The sequence below is a fragment of the Streptantibioticus cattleyicolor NRRL 8057 = DSM 46488 genome (assembly GCF_000240165.1).
Lineage (GTDB): Bacteria > Actinomycetota > Actinomycetes > Streptomycetales > Streptomycetaceae > Streptantibioticus > Streptantibioticus cattleyicolor.
In genome coordinates this window covers 260741-279220 of sequence record NC_017585.1, presented here as the reverse complement: position 1 = coordinate 279220, position 18480 = coordinate 260741, and the positions used below count along the sequence as shown (strand labels likewise).

At 74.0% G+C, this 18480-nt stretch carries 18 protein-coding genes, 1 pseudogene and 1 riboswitch; of the genes and pseudogenes, 11 read left to right on the top strand and 8 right to left on the bottom strand.

What is annotated here, in order from left to right; translation table 11 throughout:
* Positions 1-36 precede the first annotated feature (36 nt).
* From SCATT_RS28780 to SCATT_RS28760, 5 genes and pseudogenes are all read left to right on the top strand, one after another.
* On the top strand, positions 37-330 hold the full coding sequence (locus SCATT_RS28780; RefSeq protein ID WP_014151894.1) for a (2Fe-2S)-binding protein: 294 nt from the start codon (positions 37-39) through the stop codon (positions 328-330).
* Entirely contained in the window at positions 311-1750 is a 1440-nt protein-coding gene (locus tag SCATT_RS28775) for an NAD(P)/FAD-dependent oxidoreductase (protein ID WP_014151895.1), read from the top strand. Before SCATT_RS28780 ends, SCATT_RS28775 begins: the two co-directional genes overlap by 20 nt.
* Positions 1751-1761: 11 nt before the next feature.
* A complete protein-coding gene (locus tag SCATT_RS28770; protein WP_014151896.1) occupies positions 1762-2667 on the top strand; it encodes a dihydrodipicolinate synthase family protein in 906 nt (301 codons plus the stop codon).
* Positions 2668-2684: 17 nt separating this feature from the next.
* Positions 2685-3689, top strand: a complete 1005-nt coding sequence (locus tag SCATT_RS28765; RefSeq protein ID WP_014151897.1) for a proline racemase family protein — start codon at positions 2685-2687, stop codon at positions 3687-3689.
* A gap of 75 nt (positions 3690-3764) precedes the next feature.
* Positions 3765-4436, top strand: a pseudogene (locus tag SCATT_RS28760) (GntR family transcriptional regulator); the annotation flags it as partial.
* Between the two features lie 22 nt (positions 4437-4458).
* On the opposite strand, the gene SCATT_RS37035 reads toward SCATT_RS28760, so the two are convergent.
* Positions 4459-4899, bottom strand: a complete 441-nt coding sequence (locus SCATT_RS37035; RefSeq protein ID WP_014151899.1) for a helix-turn-helix transcriptional regulator — start codon at positions 4897-4899, stop codon at positions 4459-4461.
* Positions 4900-4999: 100 nt separating this feature from the next.
* Here SCATT_RS37035 and SCATT_RS28755 point away from each other — a divergent pair, with 100 nt between their 5' ends.
* Positions 5000-5626 (top strand): TetR/AcrR family transcriptional regulator, encoded by a 627-nt coding sequence (locus SCATT_RS28755; protein ID WP_014151900.1) that lies wholly within the window; start codon positions 5000-5002, stop codon positions 5624-5626.
* Between the two features lie 103 nt (positions 5627-5729).
* Complete coding sequence (locus tag SCATT_RS28750) at positions 5730-6812, top strand: amidohydrolase family protein (protein ID WP_014626740.1); 1083 nt, start codon at positions 5730-5732, stop codon at positions 6810-6812.
* A 25-nt stretch (positions 6813-6837) separates the two neighbouring features.
* Here the strand turns inward: SCATT_RS28750 and SCATT_RS28745 are convergent, their stop codons facing one another.
* The 3 genes from SCATT_RS28745 to SCATT_RS28735 are packed head-to-tail and all read right to left on the bottom strand — an operon-like array spanning position 6838 to position 9754.
* A complete protein-coding gene (locus tag SCATT_RS28745) occupies positions 6838-7629 on the bottom strand; it encodes an ABC transporter ATP-binding protein (protein WP_014151902.1) in 792 nt (263 codons plus the stop codon).
* Entirely contained in the window at positions 7626-8723 is a 1098-nt protein-coding gene (locus SCATT_RS28740) for a FecCD family ABC transporter permease (protein WP_014151903.1), read from the bottom strand. The genes SCATT_RS28745 and SCATT_RS28740 overlap by 4 nt, the downstream gene beginning before the upstream one ends.
* Positions 8720-9754, bottom strand: coding sequence for an ABC transporter substrate-binding protein (locus SCATT_RS28735; RefSeq protein ID WP_041824152.1), 1035 nt, complete (start codon positions 9752-9754; stop codon positions 8720-8722). The genes SCATT_RS28740 and SCATT_RS28735 overlap by 4 nt, the downstream gene beginning before the upstream one ends.
* 40 nt (positions 9755-9794) lie before the next feature.
* Positions 9795-9975: riboswitch (cobalamin riboswitch) on the bottom strand.
* 90 nt (positions 9976-10065) lie between these two features.
* On the opposite strand from SCATT_RS28735, the gene SCATT_RS28730 reads away from it, so the two are divergent.
* Positions 10066-10746, top strand: a complete 681-nt coding sequence (locus tag SCATT_RS28730) for a (2Fe-2S)-binding protein (protein WP_014151905.1) — start codon at positions 10066-10068, stop codon at positions 10744-10746.
* 9 nt (positions 10747-10755) lie between these two features.
* On the opposite strand, the gene SCATT_RS28725 is transcribed toward SCATT_RS28730, so the two are convergent.
* The 3 genes from SCATT_RS28725 to SCATT_RS28715 all read right to left on the bottom strand — a co-directional run bounded on the left by SCATT_RS28725 (position 10756) and on the right by SCATT_RS28715 (position 12964).
* A complete protein-coding gene (locus SCATT_RS28725; protein ID WP_014151906.1) occupies positions 10756-11532 on the bottom strand; it encodes an SDR family NAD(P)-dependent oxidoreductase in 777 nt (258 codons plus the stop codon).
* Complete coding sequence (locus SCATT_RS28720) at positions 11525-12064, bottom strand: cupin domain-containing protein (protein ID WP_014151907.1); 540 nt, start codon at positions 12062-12064, stop codon at positions 11525-11527. The genes SCATT_RS28725 and SCATT_RS28720 overlap by 8 nt, the downstream gene beginning before the upstream one ends.
* A gap of 333 nt (positions 12065-12397) precedes the next feature.
* Positions 12398-12964 carry a nucleoside deaminase gene (locus SCATT_RS28715; RefSeq protein WP_014151908.1) on the bottom strand — a complete coding sequence of 189 codons (567 nt, stop codon included), beginning with the start codon at positions 12962-12964 and terminating at the stop codon, positions 12398-12400.
* Between the two features lie 254 nt (positions 12965-13218).
* Between SCATT_RS28715 and nadE the strand changes: the two genes are divergently transcribed.
* Positions 13219-14049: an ammonia-dependent NAD(+) synthetase gene (nadE, locus tag SCATT_RS28710; protein ID WP_014151910.1), complete on the top strand. Its 831-nt coding sequence runs from the start codon at positions 13219-13221 to the stop codon at positions 14047-14049.
* 22 nt (positions 14050-14071) lie between these two features.
* Here the strand turns inward: nadE and SCATT_RS28705 are convergent, their stop codons facing one another.
* Entirely contained in the window at positions 14072-14701 is a 630-nt protein-coding gene (locus tag SCATT_RS28705) for a hypothetical protein (RefSeq protein WP_014151911.1), read from the bottom strand.
* Positions 14702-15732: 1031 nt separating this feature from the next.
* Between SCATT_RS28705 and SCATT_RS28700 the strand changes: the two genes are divergently transcribed.
* Together SCATT_RS28700 and SCATT_RS28695 are read left to right on the top strand one after the other, a co-directional pair.
* The gene (locus tag SCATT_RS28700) at positions 15733-16515 is read left to right on the top strand and encodes a phytanoyl-CoA dioxygenase family protein (protein WP_014151912.1); all 783 of its coding nucleotides are present in this window, start codon (positions 15733-15735) and stop codon (positions 16513-16515) included.
* Positions 16516-16581: 66 nt separating this feature from the next.
* Positions 16582-18477, top strand: coding sequence for an NAD-dependent epimerase/dehydratase family protein (locus SCATT_RS28695; protein WP_014151913.1), 1896 nt, complete (start codon positions 16582-16584; stop codon positions 18475-18477).
* The last annotated feature ends 3 nt before the right edge of the window (positions 18478-18480 follow it).

Here is an 18480-nt window from a genome sequence, read left to right as displayed (position 1 = left end):
GGCACTGAACCCCAACCCCCGGAAGGAGTCCGCGCGTTGACCCGAACCCCCCGCGAACCGGCCTTCGTCATCAGCGTCGACGGCCGCACCGTCGCCGCGTATCCCGGCCAGAGCCTCGCCGCCGCGCTGTGGGGCGCCGGCATCCTCGCCTGGCGGACCACCCGGAACGGCGGCCGGCCGCGCGGCGCCTTCTGCGGCATCGGCCAGTGCTACGAATGCCTCGCCACGGTCAACGGAACGCCCAACCGCAGGGCCTGCCTGCTCCCCGCCCGCCCCGGCGACGAGATCACCACCCAGGAGGGCCACGGCCATGGCGTACCCGGCGTCTGACCCGTACGACCTCGTGGTGGTCGGGGCCGGCTGCGCGGGCGCGACCGGTGCCGCCACCGCCGCCGGACACGGCCTGCGCGTCGCCGTACTGGACGCCTCCGGACACCTCGGCGGCGAATACCTCCGCCACCCCGCCACCACCCCGGCGACCGGGCGCACCCTCGCCACGCTGCGCCGCCACCTGGACGCCGGTCACGTCGAACTCCTCCTCGGCCACCACGTGTGGTCCGTGGCCCGCGGCGCCGGAGACCTGTGGGACGTCCACGCGCTCACCGGGGCCGACGGCGACGGCGGACGCCCGGTCCGGCTGCGCGCCCGCGCCCTGCTGCTCGCCACCGGGGCCGGCGAACGCCACCTGCCCTTCCCCGGCTGGACCCTGCCCGGGGTGGTCGCCGCCGGCGGGGCACAGGCGATGCTCAAGTCCGGCCGCGTGCTGCCCGGCCGGCGGATCGTCGTCGCCGGCAGCGGCCCGCTGCTGCTCGCCGTCGCCGCCGCCCTGGCCACCGCCGGCGCCCGGATACCCGCCGTCGTCGAAGCCGCCGGCTACCCGCGCTACGCCCGCCGCCCCGGCGTCCTCGCCGCCAACCCGCGCAAACTCCTGGAAGCCGTCCACCACGCTGCCGTCCTGACACAACATCAGGTGCGGATACTCTCCCGCAGCGCGGTCACCGAGGCGCACGGAACCGACCGGGTGGAAGCCGTCACCGTCTCCCGGGTGGACGACGCCTGGCGCCCGGTGCCGGGGACGGAACGCCGCATCCCCTGCGACGCGGTGGCCGTCGGACACGGACTCCTCCCCAGTACCACACTGGCCGACGGACTCGGCTGCGCCACCCGCCAACTGCCCCGGTCCGCCACGGGGTTGGCGCTCGACGACGACCAGACGACCTCCGTGGCCGGCGTCTGGGCGGCCGGGGAGACCGGTGGCGTCGGCGGCTGGCGGCTCGCCCGCGTCGAAGGCGAACTCGCCGGCCTCGCCGTGGCCGCCCGGCTCACCGGCCGGCCCGCGCTCACCACGACCGCCCGCGCCCGGCGGCTGCGCCGGGCCCGGCGGCGGATGCGCGCCTTCGCCGACCTCATGGCCGAGGCCCACGCCCCCGGCCGCGGCTGGACCGACTGGCTCACCGGCGACACCGAGGTGTGCCGCTGCGAGGAGGTCACCGCGGCCCGCGTCCGGGAAGCCGTCGCCGACCTCGGCGCCCGTGACACCCGTACCGTCAAGCTGCTCACCCGGGCGGGCATGGGCTGGTGCCAGGGGCACACCTGCGCCACCGCCGTCGCCTGCCTCGCGGCCGGCGGCGACGGCACCACCACCCCCTCGGCCGGACACCGCCCGCTGGCCGTTCCCGTACCCCTGGGCGTCCTCGCCGACCTCGACGACCGACCGGCACCTCCTCCCCGCAGCACGACACCACAGTGAGGCCGACCACCATGACCACCACCTGGACCCCCGAGCGCCCCTGGCGCGGCATCATGACCGCCACCGCGCTGCCGCTGCGCGCCGACCTGACCGTCGACCACGACGCCTACGCCGAACACGTCCGCCGCCTGCTCGACAGCGGCTGCGACGGCGTGGTCCCCAACGGCTCCCTCGGCGAATACCAGACCCTGACCGAGCGGGAACGGGCCCGCGTCGTGCGCACCGCCGTCGAAGCCGCCGGGGACGGCGCCCGGGTGATGCCCGGCGTCTCCGCCTACGGCAGCGCCGAATCCCGCCGCTGGGCCGAACAGGCCGCCGAGGCCGGCTGCGGCAGCGTGCTGCTGCTGCCCCCCAACGGCTACCGGGCCGACGAGACCTCGGTGCGCGCCCACTTCGCCGAGGTCGCCGCGGCGGGGCTGCCCGTGGTCGCCTACAACAACCCCGTCGACACCAAGGTCGACCTGACCCCCGGCCTCCTCGCCGCACTGCACGGCGACGGCGGCGTGGTGGCCGTCAAGGAGTTCAGCGGCGACGTGCGCCGCGCCTACGCCATCGCCGAACTCGCCCCGGAGCTCGACCTGTTGATCGGCGCCGACGACGTCCTGCTGGAACTGGCGATCGCCGGCGCCGTTGGATGGGTCGCCGGATACGCCAACGCCTTCCCGGCCACCTGCGCCGCGCTCTACCACGCCGCCGTCGCCGGCGACCTCGGCACCGCGCTGCCGCTCTACCGCTCGCTGCACCCGCTGCTGCGCTGGGACTCCCGCACGGAGTTCGTCCAGGCCATCAAGTTCTCCATGGACCTCCTCGGCCTGCCCGGCGGCCCCGTCCGGCCGCCGCGCACCCCGCTCCCCCCACGGGCCGCCGACGCGGTCCGCGCCGCCACCGAGAAGGCCGCCGCGGACGGCCACCACTGACACCGGGAGGACCCGCGTTGCGTACCCGCCATGTCTTCCACGCCGTCGACTCGCACACCGAGGGCATGCCCACCCGCGTCATCACCGGCGGCGTCGGCGTCATCCCCGGCGCCACCATGGCCGAACGCCGGCTCCACTTCATCGACCACCTCGACCACCTGCGCACCCTGCTGATGTACGAACCCCGCGGCCACGCCGCCATGAGCGGCGCCGTCCTCCAGCCCCCGACCCGCCCCGACGCCGACTACGGGGTGCTCTTCATCGAGGTGTCCGGCCTGCTGCCGATGTGCGGACACGGCACCCTGGGGGTCGCCACCGTGCTGGTGGAGACCGGCATGGTGGCCGTCACCGAGCCGGTCACCACCGTCCGGCTGGACACCCCGGCCGGGCTGGTCCGGGTCGCGGTACGCGTCGAGGGCGGCGCCGCGAAGGCGGCCACCCTCACCAACGTCCCCGCGTTCTGCGCCGCGTTGGACCGTGAGGCCGAGGTGCCCGGGTACGGGACGGTCACCTACGACCTGGCGTTCGGCGGCAACTTCTACGCCTTCGTCCGGCTCGACGCCCTGGGGCTGCCGTTCGACCGGGCGCGCAAGGACGAGCTGCTGGCCGCCGGCCTCGCCGTGATGGACGCGGTCAACGCCTCGCCCGACCGGCCCGTCCACCCCGAGCGCCCCGAGATCAGCGGGGTCAAACACGTCTACCTGGCCGCCCCCGGCTCAAACGCGCACCACTCCCGGCACGCCATGGCCATCCACCCCGGCTGGTTCGACCGCTCGCCGTGCGGCACCGGGACCTCCGCCCGGATGGCACAGCTGCACGCCAGGGGTGAGCTGCCGCTCCACCGCGACTTCGTCAACGAGTCGTTCATCGGCACCCGGTTCACCGGGCGGCTGGTCGGGCGCACCGAGGTCGGCGGGGTGCCCGCGGTCGTCCCGGAGATCACCGGCCGCGCCTGGATCACCGGCACCGCCCAGTACTTCCTCGACCCGGACGACCCGTTCCCCGCGGGCTTCCTGTTGTGACCGGGGGTCCCCGACCCCCTTGGGGACAACGTGACATTGTACCCTGGTGAACCACTCGGCACGGAGGGGAACACCATGGGGCATCTGAAGGCGCCCGCCTTCATCACCACCGGTGAGCGACTGCGCGACCAGGTCGCCCACGCGCTGCGGGCCGCCCTCATCTCCGGCGAACTGCGGCCCGGCCAGGTCTACTCCGCCCCCGCGCTCTCCGAGGAGTTCGGCATCTCGGCCACCCCGGTGCGCGAGGCCATGCTCGACCTGGCCCGCGAAGGACTGGTCGAGCCCGTCCGCAACAAGGGCTTCCGGGTCACCGAGGTCGACGAGCGCGACCTCGACCAGTACACCGAGATCCGCACCCTGATCGAGGTGCCCACGGTCGGCCGGATCACCCGGAGCGCGGCCCGCCAGGACCTCGAAGTCCTCCGCCCGGTGGCCGAGGAGATCGTGCGCGCCGCCCGCGACCACGACCTCATCGGCTACCTGGAGGCCGACCGCCGCTTCCACCTGTCCCTGCTCGCCCTCTCCGGCAACGACCGCCTCGTGGAGACCGTCGGTGACCTGCGCAAACGCTCCCGCCTCTACGGGCTGACCACGCTCGACGAACGCGGCGAGCTGATCCCCTCAGCCGAGGAACACCTCGAACTGCTGGAGCTGATGCTGGCCGGCGACGCCAAGGGCGCCGAGAAGTGCATGGCCCGCCACCTCGGCCACGTCCGCTCCCTGTGGGCCCGGGACGCGGGACGCGCGGCCCCCCGCGCTGAACAGGGCCCTACCGCTTCCGGATCGGCCTGGTCACTTGCTTCGTCAGGCACGGCGGCGCCTCCGCGGCGGCGTCCTGTGCCGCCTGGCGCCGGTACGCGCTCGGTGCCATGCCGACCAGCTCGGTGAAGCGCGTACTGAACGTGCCCAGCGACGCGCAGCCGACCGTGAAGCACACCTCGGTGACGCTGAGATCGCCACGGCGCAGCAGCGCCATCGCCCGCTCGATGCGCCGCGTCATCAGGTACGCGTACGGCGACTCACCGTAGGCGAGCCGGAACTCCCGGCTGAGGTGCCCGGCCGACATGTGCACCCCGCGGGCGAGCGCCTCCACGTCCAGCGGCTGCGCGTACTCCCGGTCGATCCGGTCGCGCACCCGGCGCAACTGGGCGAGGTGACGCAGCCGCTGCGGCGGAACGGCGTCGGCCGGGGCCGGGCGGTCGTGTCCCATGCCGGTATTCTCCCGAGCCGGCTCCCGGCCCGTCCACCCGGGCCCCCGGCGGCGGGGGCCGCGCCCGCGTCCCGGCTCGACCCGGCGCTATAAAGGACCCATGTCCTCCTCGCCCGCCCGCCCCGCAGCCCCGGCCGGGCCGAAGGGGCCGCGCCGCCGCGGCGCGTCCCTGACCCGCGCGATCCACCTGGCGACGCTGACGGAGCTGGCGGAGAACGGCTTCGACAAGCTGAGCTTCGACAAGATCGCGTCCGCCGCGGGGACCGGTAAGGCGTCGTTGTACCGGCGGTGGTCCACCCCGGCCGAGCTGGTGCTCGCGGCGCTGACCGATCCGGTGTGCGGCTTCGGCGACGCCGCCGAACCGCGCACCGGGACGCTGCGGGGCGATCTGACCGCCTTGCTGAACGGGTTCGCGCGCACCCTGGAGCACCAGCCGCACGGCCGCGCGCTGTTGCCGCTCATCACGCAACGCCCGCGCCACCCCGAGCTGTACGCCGAGGTCCGCCGCCTGGTCATCGAGCCGCGCCAGCGGTGGATCACCGCCCTGCTGCGGGAGGCCGCCGAGCGCGGTGAGGCCGATCCGGGCGCCGTGACGCCATTGGTGGCGGCGGTCGGCCCGCGGCTCGTCGTCGCCGCGCTGCTGGACCACGGCACGGTCGGTCCGGTGGAGGTGGACGCCATCGTGGACGAGGTGCTGCTGCCCGTCCTGACCGCCCGCGGACGCTGACCGCGGGCGTCCGGAGACCGTCCGGCGGCCCTCGGGGGAGGGGTGCAGCCTCCTTAGTGAACACAACCGTCTCTTATCATTCCTTCGTCGAAGGCGCCGTCCGATGCCTGCTGCTCACCCCTCCCGCAGGACCGTGCTGACCAACGCCCGGGTCTTCGACGGCCACCGCGTGGGCGAACCCTCGACGGTGGTCATCGACGGCGACCGCATCGGCACCGACCCCTTCGGCGGCGAGGTCGTGGACGCCGCCGGGGCCGTCCTGCTGCCCGGGCTGATCGACGCCCACATCCACGTGTCGGGCGAGGCCGACCTGCGGGAGCTGCGGGCGTCCGGGGTCACCACCGGGCTGGTGATGGCCTCCTGGCCGCCCGCCCTGGTGAACTCCCTGCGCGGCAGGCCGGGGTTGCCCGACCTGCGTACCGCGGGCACACCCGCGATAGGCCCGGCGGGCGGCCACGCGCGGATGCCCGGCATCCCCCGCGACGCCGTCGTGACCACACCCGCGCGGGCCCGCTCCTTCGTGGCCGCGCGGGTGGCCGAGGGGGCCGACTACATCAAGGTCGTCGCGGAACGCGGCAGCCCCGAGGGCCCCGACCAACCGACGCTCGACGCGCTGGTGGACGCCGCCCACCGGCACGGCAGGCTCGTCGTCGCCCACGCGACCACCACCGGGGCCTACGCCATGGCGATCGACGCCGGCGCCGACGTCCTGACCCACGCGCCGCTCGACCGGGCCCTGGACGCGGCGGCGGTCTCCCGCCTGGCCCGCGACCGGCGGATCGTCGTCCCCACCCTCACCATGATGGAAGGCGTCGCCGAACGGGCCGGCGCCGGCCGCGACCACCGGGCGGCCCGCGCCACCGTCCACGCGCTCCACCACGCGGGCGTCCCCGTCCTCGCCGGCACCGACGCCAACTCCGCCCCCGGCGCGCCCGCGGCCGTCCCGCACGGGACGAGCCTCCACCACGAACTCGAACTCCTCGTCAACGCCGGACTCACCCCCCTCGACGCGCTCCGCGCCGCCACCTGCCTGCCCGCCCGCCACTTCGGACTCGGTGACCGCGGATCCGTCACGCCGGGACTCCGCGCCGACCTGCTGCTGATCGACGGCGACCCGCTGGCCGACATCACCGCCACCCGGGCCGTGCGGCGCGTATGGTGCGCGGGCGTGGAAGCCGGCCCGTGACGCCGGTCTCCGCGACCGGGGCGGATCACGGTGCCGGAGGCTCGTCCGCCGGGAGAAAGGTCACGTGCGGGGCGTTGGTGCGGGGGTGGACGACGACCTCGCCGGCCACGCCGTACACCTCGCGCAGGAGGTCCGCGGTGAGCACGTCGGCGGGCGGGCCGGAGGCGGTGACCTCGCCGTCCCGCAGGACGTAGAGGCGGTCGCAGTAGTAGGCGGCCAGGTTGAGGTCGTGCAGGGCCACCAGCACGGTGGCGGGCAGCCGGCGCAGCAGGCCGAGGACGTCCAACTGGTGCCGGATGTCGAGGTGGTTGGTGGGTTCGTCCAGCACCAGCAGCCGGGGTCGCTGGGCGAGGGCGCGGGCGATCAGGACGCGTTGGCGTTCACCGCCGGAGAGCCGGTCGAAGGGACGGTCGGCCAGCGCGGTGGCGTCCACGGCGGCCAGGGCGGAGGCGACGAGCGCGTGGTCCTCGGCGGTGTCACCGGCGAGCAGCCGCTTGTGCGGGGTCCGCCCCATGGCGACGACCTCACGTGCCGTCAGATTGAAGTCGGCCCCCGGCTCCTGCACCACCGCGGCCACGGTCACGGCCAGCTTCCGCACCGGCAACGACCACGCGTCGGCCCCGTCGAGACGCACCTGACCGGCGTCCGGACGCAGCACCCGGTAGACGGCACGCAGCAAACTGGTCTTGCCGCTGCCGTTCGGTCCGACCAGGCCGACCACCTCACCGGGGCGGGCGTGGACGCTGACGTCCCGCACCAGGCACCGTGCCCCGGCGGTCAACGTGACCTCGTCCACGGCGAGTTCGGCCGCGCTCACCCCGCACCCCCGTCCTGCCCCCGCCGGGCGTCCCGGCGCATCAGCCACAGGAAGAACGGCCCGCCGCACAGCGCCGTCACCACCCCGACCGGTATCTCCGTCGGCGCCGCCACCGTCCGCGCGGCGATGTCGGCCCAGCCCAGGAAGACCGCTCCGGCCAGCGCGGCGGTCGGCAGGACGCGCCGGTGGTCCCCGCCCACGAAGAGGCGCACCACGTGCGGCAGCATCAGGCCGACGAACCCGATCGGCCCGGCCGCCGCCACCAGCACCCCGGTGACCAGCGACAACAGGACGAACATCCGCCCCCGGAACCGGGCGACGTCCAGCCCCATCATCGCGGCGGCCTCCTCCCCGGCGAGCAGCAGGTTCAACTGGCGTGCCCGCGCCATCAGGACGCCGACACCGAGCAGCAACGCCGCACCCGGCAACCACAACGTGCCCCAACTCACCCCGCCGAGGCCACCGAGGGTCCAGGCGAGCACCGCCCGCGCCTCGTTGCCCCGGTCGGTCGTCAGCAGCAGCAGATCCGTCACCGCGGTGAGCACCGCCGCCACCGCCACCCCGGAGAGCACCAGCCGCACCGAGGTGATGCGGCCACCGGTGCGCGCGGTCGCGTACACCAGGAAGAGCGCCCCCAGCGCACCCGCGAACGCCACCACCGACAACGACACCGGCCCGAACAGGCCGACCCCGAAGACGATCACCGCCACCGCGCCCAGCGACGCCCCCGAGGAGACCCCCAGCAGATACGGCTCCGCCAGCGGATTGCGCACCAGCGCCTGCATGGCGGTGCCCACCACCGCCAGCCCCGCGCCCGTCACCGCCCCGAGCAGCACCCGCGGCGCCCGCACCTGGAGGACGATCGTCTCCCGCGCCCGGGACCACTCCCGGTCCGCCCGGTCGGCGCCCAGCGCGTGCGTCACGATGGCCCACACCTGCCCGGGTGGCACCCGCACCGAGCCGACGGCGAGGCCGGCCGTGACGGAGGCGGCCAGCAGGAGCGCGAGCACCACCAGGACGACGGCGAGCCGGACCCGGCCCGGACGACGCCGACGCGGTGCGGTCTCCTCGGCCCGGGCCGCGACCGCCGTCACCGGAAACTCTCCGGGTGCAGCCCGCGCGCCAGGTCCTCCACCGCGTACGCCGACCGCACGCCCACCAGCGTCGCGGTCAACGGCACGGTGACGAACCGTTTGTTCCTGATCGCCGGGACGTCGGCCAGGGCGGGCCGGGAGAGCAGGAACGCCTTCTTCCGCTCGACGTCGCGGGCACCGCCGTAGTCGTGGACGACGATGACCTCCGGCCTGCGTGCCACCACCTGCTCCCAGGAGACGTCACCGAAGACATCGTCGAGGTCGCCGAAGACGTTCCGGCCGCCGGCCAGCCGGATCAGCTCGGTGCCGAGGCTCCCGCGGCCCGCTGTGAAGGCCGCCTTGTCACCGCTGTCGTACACGAAGACCGGCACGTCGGGACGGCACCGCACCGCGGTCACCGCCTTGCCGACCCGGCCCCGCAGCCGCGCCACCAGCCGTTCGGCCCGGTCGGACACGCCGAAGACGCGGCCGATGGTGCGGATCTCCTCGTAGGTGTCCTCCATCGTCACCCGTCCCTTGCCGCAGTATTCGCGGTTGAGGTACGTGTTGATCCCCGCGTCGGCGAACGCCTCGCGGGAACGGCCCTCGTGCTCGGCGAAGGCGCTGGCGTAGCCGCCGTAGACGAAGTCGGGGTCGGCGTCGAGAACGGTCTCGAACGACGGTGCCTTCCTGGCCAGTTGGGGTACGGACGCGTAGTCCTTCCTCAGCTCGGGCAGCACCGCCGAGTCGGGGAACGAGGTGCCCACCATGCGGTCCTTCAGGCCGAGGGAGAGCATCAGCTCGGCCGGGTGCTGGTGGATGGTGACGGCCCGGGAGGGCGGCTCGCGGTACGTGGTGCGCACACCGCAGTTGTCGACGGTGACCGGGAAGCCCTCGGCCGGTGACGCGGTGGCGTGCGGGGCGTCCGCGACGGAGGCGCCGCCCGCGCCGCAGCCGGCGGTCAGCAGCGTGAGGGACAGGGCGACCGCGGCCACCACGGCGCGCGGCGGGCGGCGCGACCGGGCCGGGCGGGGGGAACGGCGGCATGACATGCCGTGGTACACGTAAGCCTCCTGGGGAGTCCGCGCTCCTCAAACGGGCCCGCGACAGGCCAGTGTCCTGACTCCCGGATCGACGTTCCCCCCGCCTTCCCGCGCCGTGCGCAGTGGCGTGTCGAGGGGTGCACTCCCCGGTCACAGTGGCGGGACCGTGCCGGATTCGCACCGGCTTCCTGTCTCCCGTCGCGGCGATGACCCGCGTGATACTACGTTTCCCCGGGGCCGCGGCACAAAGCGGGCGCCGCCCCGTCCGCCGGACCGGAACGGCGCCCCTCTCACCGAAGTCGACAAGGAGACTCATCGTCATGCGCCCTGCCGCACCCGCCGACGCCGTCGCCGCCGCCCTGGCCGACGTCGCGTCCCTCGGCGGCTTCTTCGCCCTCACCGTGGGCGGCCCCGACGAGGGGTGGCACCCGGTCCGCCACTCCTACGCCGACGGCTTCGCCGACCTCGCCGGGGCCGTCGCCGAACGCCACGGCACCCATGAGGCACGCGTCGGCGTCTCCATCGCCCAACTCGGCCACGCCGCCCGCCTGTGGTCCCCCGTCCTCGGCTGCGCGGTGCTCCACGGCATCGTCCCGGACACCGGAGGGTTGCAGCGAGCCGACGACGCCCCGGCCCTCCGGCTGCCGCGCCCCGCCGGCTGGTACGCCGGTCGACTCCCCGATGCCGCCGCCGCGATACGTGACCAGGTGATGCCGCATCTGCGCGCCCTCGCGGCCGGTCTGCGGACCAAGGTCGCCCCGCGCCTGCTCGCCGGGAACGCCGCCTCCGCCCTCGTCGAGGCCGCCCGCACCCTGCTGGCCGCCCGCCCCGCGCTGCGCGCCCCGCTCACCGCCGTCACCACCGCGCTGCTGGACGCCGGCGACCTCGCCGGCACCGGACACGTCACCGGACCGGACCTCGCGTTCCGCCGCCGTAGCTGCTGCCTGTACTACCGCGCACCGGCCGGTGCGATGTGCGGTGACTGCTGCCTGGCACGTTGAGCCGCCGCGCTACCAGGTGGGACGGGCGCCGACACCACCGTCCACGACCAGGTCGGTACCGGTGATCCAGCCGGCGGCGTCCGAGGCGAGGAAGACGCACGCGTTGCCCACGTCCTCCGGTGTGCCGAGACGGCCGAGCGGCGCCGACGCCGTCCACCGGGCGACGCCCTCGGGCCAGTCACCGGCGAGTCCGGGCCGGTCGACCAGGCCAGGGGAGACGGAGTTGACGCGGATGCCGTACCGGCCGTACTCCAGGGCGGCGGAACGGGCGAACATGATCAGCGCGGCCTTGGCGGCGTTGTAGTGCGCGTGCCCCGGGGCCGGCCGGCTGCCTTCGACGGAGGCGATGTGGGTGATGGTGCCGCCGCCGTGCCCGCGCATCACCTCGGCGGCGGCCTGGGTGCAGCAGAAGGCGCTGGTGGTGTCGGCCCGGTAGATGTCGTGCCAGTCGGCGGCGGTCAGCTCGGCGAGCGGGACGACGGGCTGCACACCGGCGTTGTTGACCAGCGCGTCGAGGCGTCCGCCGTGCCAGTCGGCGGCCTGCTCGACCAGGCGGTGGCAGTCCGCTTCCCGGGTCAGGTCGGCCCGGAAGGCGCGGGCCCGGCCGCCCGCGCCGGTGATCTCCGCGGCCACCCGGCGGGCCCGCTCCTCGCCGTGGTGGTAGTGGACGGCCACGGCGGCGCCGGCCCGCGCGAACTGCCGCGCGATTCCGGCCCCGATGCCACCACTGGCGCCGGTGACCAGGGCCGTGCGGCCGGTCAGGTCGGGGAGCCGGGGGTCAGACATCGGCGTCTCCTTCCGGCATGCGGGTCGGGGCGTCGGTACGGCACAGGGCGCGGATCCGGGTGGCGTGCCGTGGATGGCGGGCGCACAGCCGCTCTCTGTCCGACGTGTCGGCGCCCTGGTAGTCGGAGGGCACGAAGCCCGGCGCCATGGTCGTACCGACCAACGACCACCGCCCCGCGGGCGCCACCCTCGCCCCCATCCAGGTGCCCGCCGGGGCCACCGCCTGCACCACGGCGCCGGGGCCGTCCCCGCCGAGGACCACCAGCCGGTCGGTGCCGTCCGGCGCGAGCAGGAGAAGCTCCAGCGGGTCGCCGCGGTAGAAGTGCCACACCTCGTCGACGGGCAGCCGGTGCAACGCCGAGAAACCGTCCTCCTCGCCGGTGAGCAGGGCGAGGATCGCCGAACCCGCCGGGCGCCCCGCGGCATCCGGCGGCCCGGCCCACGTTCGGCGGAACCACCCGCCCTCCACCGGCAACGGACGCAGCCCGTACGCCACGACGACCTGATCCACCGTCACCTCGCCGCCCGCCATACCCACTCCTTCCCACCCACCCCGACCGTACGCCGCCGCACCTTTCACCGGGCAGGACACGCGAACCACGCCGTGGCGCACGTCACGAACGGGCGGCCGGCATCCATCTCCTGGACGCCACCACCCGGAGCAACGCCGGGCCACCGAGCGGTTCCTCGCCGCGGCGACCGACGGCGGTGGCAAAGTCCGTCAGCGCTGCGCCCGGTGGTGGGCGCCGCCACCGTCACCTCCGACGCCGACGGCCGTATCACCACCATCCACGACGTGGCCGACCCCGACAAGCTCCAGGCCGTCGCCGACGGCACCGCCCGCAAGTCCGTATCCGGTGAACCGTCAGTACGGATGCCGGTCCGGCTTGCGCGACCACGCCGCGTAGGCCGTGGCGCCCAGTTCCGGATGGATCTGCTCGATGCGGATCCGCCGCTCGTCCAGCGGCTTTTGGAAGTCCTCGTACTGGAAGGCGTCGTCGAAGCCGATCTCCCGGGTGGCCTCGAAACCGCAGCTGAAGTAGACGGCGTCGAGACGCGCCCAGTAGGCGGCGCTCATGCACATCGGGCAGGGGGCGCCGCTGACGTAGAGCGCGCAGCCCTTGAGCATGCGGGCGCGGCGCGGGAGCGGGTCGTCGGACCCCTCGGGGCGCGGCACGCAGGCGAGGGTGCCTTCGTCGCGGTGCTCGGCGGAGATGGTGGGCGCGTGCGGGGTGAGCCGCCGGGCCGCCTCGCGGATGGCCTCGACCTCGGCGTGCGCGGTGGGGTCCCCGGTGAGCAGCACCCGGTTCTGCCCGCGCGCGACGATCTCCCCGTCCCGCGTGATCACCGCCCCGAACGGCCCGCCCCAGCCCCGCTCCACGGCCTCGGTCGCCAGCCGTACCGCCTCGGTCAGGAATTCCTTGTGACCCATGAGGGCACCTCCGCCCGGCGACGACCGCGTGCTGAGCCGAACGGTCGCGTCGCATCGTGGTGTCGTTCGTCTTCCGGCGAGGACGAAGCTACCCGGCGGACGACGGCGGACACCTCCGGGACGGTTGCCGTCCCGTACGGGGTGAGCAGCGCTTCTCCGCCGTCCTCTAGAGTGTTTTCCCCGCTACACGTACCTGTGGCCCGGGCCGGGCGGCGCCTGCCGAACCTGGCCGGCGGGCCGACCGAGGAGCAGCCGTGACCGACCAGGCGTCCATATCCCCGCAGCTGGAGATCGCCAGGGATCTCCGGGTGAGCCCGTCCTTCGAGGCGCGGGAGGAGATCGAGCGCCGGGTGGCCTTCCTCGCCGGTCAGCTGACCGTCACGGGGCTGCGTTCGCTGGTGCTGGGCATCAGCGGCGGGGTGGACTCCACGACGACGGGCCGGCTGTGCCAGCTCGCGGTCGAGCGGGTCCGCGCCGCGGGACGGGAGGCCACGTTCTTCGCGATGCGGCTGCCGTACGGCGTGCAGGCGGACGAGAAGGACGCGCGGCTGGCGCTGGAGTTCATCCGGGCCGACCAGGTGCTCACCGTGGACGTGAAGCCCGCGAGCGACGCCGCGCTGGAGGCGGTGCTGGCCGGCGGCACGGTCTTCCGTGACGCGGGTCACCAGGACTTCGTGCACGGCAACATCAAGGCACGGCAGCGCATGATCGCCCAGTACGCGGTGGCGGGCGCGCACGACGGCCTGGTGGTGGGCACGGATCACGCGGCGGAGGCGGTCTCCGGGTTCTTCACCAAGTTCGGTGATGGCGCGGCCGACGTGGTGCCGCTCACCGGTCTCACCAAGCGGCGGGTACGGGCGGTGGCCGAAGCCCTCGGCGCCCCGGCCGAGCTGGTGTGGAAGACCCCGACCGCGGACCTGGAGACGCTGAACCCGGGGCGGCCCGACGAGGACGCGCTCGGCGTCACCTACGACGACATCGACGACTTCCTGGAAGGCAAGCCGGTCTCCGAGGCCGCCTTCGAGGCCATCGTCCGCCGCTACCGGCTCACCGAGCACAAGCGGCGGTTGCCGATCGCCCCCTGAGCCGGTCCGAGTTGACGTTGTGTCAGCTCGGCTGGAACCAGGCGGTCATCGCGCGGTGTTCCGGGGCCGGGGTGTCGTCGGGGGCGGCCCAGTCGCCCGCGCCGCGCCGGCGTTCCCAGTCGGCGTGGCGGTCGCCCACCGCGTGGACGAAGTCGGCGGCCAGCCGGGCGGCTTCGTAGAGGTCCTGGTCGGTGCTCTGCGAGCTGGCGGCGACGATCTGGCCGCGCACGTCGGCGGAGTGGCCGTAGCGGAAGTCACCGGTGGCCAGCAGATGGGGGTCGACGTGGACCGCCTCGCCGTTGTTGCGGCCGAGCCGGCGGTGGGCCGCCGCCTTGGCCGCCGCGTTGGGCAGGAAGGTGTGGCCGCCGTCGCCGACGGTGATCACCGCGAGCACCGCCTCCTCGTTGCGGACCCAGGGGCCGGCGGTGGCGTCCAGCAGGACGAAACCCATCGCGGGACGGGGATAACGCCCGCGCGGCGCGCGCTCCTCCTCGGTGGTGTGATTGCGCCAGACGCTCGCCGCCCGACGCACCCCCAGCTCCAGCAGCAGCGCGTCGAGCCCCGCGTCGTCGAAGAGGTACGCGTAGGGGTTCCGGCGATGGGCGACCTGGACCTCGAGTCCTTCGGGCGAGACGGTTCCGACGCCGGTCATGGCGGCCTCCGAGCTGATGTGCGGTGGAACGGAAGCCCATGGTGCGGCCCCCGGACGCGAAAGATCACCGGTGGCCGGAATCACGTTTGAGACCGGATCCGTACCGCGGGCACGGCACCCGGACGGCGTCCCCGACGGCACCTGGCCGAATTCCTCTCCGACGGGTTATCGCAGGAAACCTTCAATAATCGCGCGCAGCCGCGAAGTTGGCCGAAAAACGGCGAGTCGCAGCCGTTGTCCAGCCAAACCGAGGAGACTCCTCGCACTCCTTGGATGCCACGCTCACCCGTATTCCGCAGATTTCCGCACAACGGGCGAACACGTACCGCACAACCGGCGAGATCCGGTCCGGATCAATCTGTCGGGATCCGCGCGCCGACGACCGCCGGATGACCTGGTGCACGTTTTGCGCTCCCCATTGATCGCCATTCCGTGCCAACTCCGGCCATTGGCCGCCGGAGGGCGTGTCGGCAGACAAATCCGCGCACTCGCCCCGCCACCGTCCCGCCGACGTCCGCGCGCCGGGTGGCGGTTCCCTCTCTCCCGATAGAACACGCAGGTCACCGCGTACATCGGAAGCTAGCGAGGACCTGCGCGGGACGCGGATCGGCCATAAACCCTTGCTGGTCCAGACCAGCTTGTTGTACGTTTTCGATGTCGCCAAGATCGACTCAGCAACGGGGGGAATATCGAGTGGGTGGGTGTCCAGGGAATGGCCCTGCCTTCCCTTTTCATGCCTCGGAGTGATTCCGGTCCCGCCCTTCGGCGTGGACGTACTCCGGCCTGACGCGTAATCGCCGGCCGCACGCCGCCGTGTTCGCCGGCCTTTCGCGGTGACGCTTTTCCCGCGTGTCCCGCGCCATTCCGATCTCCGATTCTCCCATGTGCCGCGGCAGGGCGGTTTCCAGCCCTGCGCCCCGTCACCGGACCGACGGCACCGGCGCGGAGGACGGCCGGCCCCCTACCCGCCAGAGCCCTGATCAGCTGAATTCGGCATGCCCGGACAACCACGAGCAGGAAAGGGTCTCGCCATGACGATCAACGCCAGCCTGGAGCGGACCGAGCTGTTCCAGCAGGACGGCTTCGCCCTGACCGGGCCGTTGCTCTCCCCGGAAGAGGTCGAAGCCTACCGGGACGTCTACGACCAGATGCTGAGCGGACGGATCGAGAGCGGCGACAAGCGCTCCGACCTCGGCTCCCACGTACCCCGCAAGGAGGGCGTCGAGGAGAACATCACCCAGATCATGTGGCCCTCGGCGCTCCACCCGCCGCTGCTGCGGATGCCGTTGCACTCCCGTGCCCTCGCCGTGGCCAGGGAACTCATCGGCGACGACGCGGTGCTCGACTTCGACATGCTGATCCACAAGGCCCCGCACACCGGTGTGCCGACCCCCTGGCACCAGGACGCGGCCTACTGGGTCGACCTGCCCGACACCCGTGCCGTGTCGATCTGGATGGCGCTGGACGAAGCCACCCTGGACAACGGCTGCATGTGGTATGTACGCGGTTCCCACCGCGAGCCGCTGCGCGTGCACCGTCCCACCAGCGACGGCCGCAACATCGAGTGCGACTGCTCGGAGGACGAGCCCGGCGCCACCGCGGTGCCGCTCTCCCCGGGCGAAGGCGTCGCCCACTCCGGCACCACCCTGCACTACTCCCGGGGCAACACCACCGACCACACCCGCCGGGCCTACATCCTCAACTACCGCCCCGCCGCCATGATCCAGCTCGAACGCGAGCAGGGCATGGACCACGGCCTGGAGAACAACGAGCGCAAGGTGCGCAACAAGAACGCGGAGACCGCCGGCTCCTGACCGCACCGCCCGCACCCCGCCGCAACACCCCTCACCAGCCCCGCCGATCCTGCGAGGTAAGCGCACATGGAACCACGTAACCACCCGCACGGCACCACCGGTTCCGTCCGGCTCAGCGGATCCGTGATGACACATCCGCGCCGCATCGAGGCCGCCCGGCTGCTCGCGCGGACGGACCCGGCCGGCCGGATCGGCGTGGTGACCGACCCCGAGCCCGACGGCCCGCCGACCGCCCTGCGTTCGGCCGCGCTGGCCTGGGACCGCGTACCACCGGAGAGCACGCACCACTTGGTGCTCCAGGACGACGTGGTGCTCGCCGACGGCTTCTACGGCCACGCCGAGCGCGTCGCGGCGGCCGTCCCCGGTGAGGCCGTCGCCTTCTACGCCGGCTGGGAGGGGCGTACCGGGGCCGCCGTGCGGCTGGCGGCGCTGGCCGGTGAGGAGTGGACGTACGCCATCGAGGAGCACACACCGTGCCTGGCGCTGATGCTCCCCGCCGACGTGGCCCGCGGATACACCGCGTTCGCCGCGGAGCACGGCGGCGGCTGGCCGTACGACGTGGTGATGCAGCGCTACCTCAACCGGCTCGGCGTCCCGATCCGGGTCGGCGTGCCCAGCACGGTCGACCACAGCGAGGTGCCCAGCATCGCGGGCAACAGCACCCACGGGTGGCGGCAGGCGGCGCTCTTCGCCGGGTCGGCGACCGGTCCCGCGGGCCACGACTGCGCCCAGTTCGCGGTCGTCCCCTTCTACCAGTACGGCGACGCGCGGTGTGCCGTCCGCCCGGCGCCGGACGCCGACTGGGAGTACGTCGAGACCGAGCGCTACCTGCGCCGTGTCGGCCTCGCGGAACAGTGCCGTTCGGCCCTGGCCGCGGCCGGCCCGACGACGCTGCCCGAAGACATCGCGCGGCCGGTGTGGGAGACCGCGTTCGCCATGGCGGTGGTCGTGGCCGGCCTCGACCGGCAGCCGCCGGCCCCGGAACTCGTCCGTGCCGTGATGGAGTCGCTGGGCCCCGGCGGACTGTGCGAGGACTACACCGCCGACGAACTGCGCGAGCTGATCCCCCCGGTGCGCGACCTCGCAGTGGCCGCCTTCGCCGCCGGGCTGGCCGCCGAACGCACCACCGCCCCCGCCCCGGCCAAGCCCAGGCTCGCCGTCACCGGCGGCGACCTCGGCTTCGGCCGCCAACTGGCCGCGCTCATGGGAGACTTGGGGTACGACGCCGTACACCTGTCGCAGGTTCCGGACGCCGGGCCGCTCGACGGCACCGCGATCGTCGTGCACCTGGGATCACCACGGCCGGGCGGACTCGCCGAGGTGCTGGCCGCCGCGGAGAAGGCGGGCGTCGGGCGGCTCGTCCACATCGGTTCCGCCGCCGTCCACCGGGGTGCGGACGGCGTGGTGACCGAGACGGTGCCGGCCGCCCCGCCGGGCGACCCGGACGCCCGGCAGTGGTGGCTCCAGGAGGAGGAGTGCCGCCGCTGGGGACGGGAGACCGGCATCCCGGTGCAGGTGCTGCGGACGGCCGAACCGGTCGGGCCCGGCGTCCTCGTCGAGGGGACGGCGGCACGCTGGATGCGGCTGGCCTGGACCCGGCGCCCGCTGCCGCTCGACCACGGCCGCCGGCACCAGGTGGTGGACCAGCGCGACCTCGCCACGGCCGTCGGCGCGGTGCTCTGCGCACCGCCGCGCCACCCCGTGGTCAACGTCGCCTCCCACGACTGCACCGAGGAGGAACTGGCCGAACTGGTCGCCTTCATCGCCCGCCGCACGCCCTGGCAGGAACTGCCCGAGCCCGGCACCCGCGACGCCGTCATGGCCACCGATCTGCTCCGCACCGAACTGCGCTGGCGCCCGTCGGCCCGGCTCCACGAAGGCATGCGCGCCCTGGCGCAGTGGCTGGCCTGCGACACCCACGACGCGATCGGCGGACTCCCGCAACTCGGCCGTGCCTACTGACCC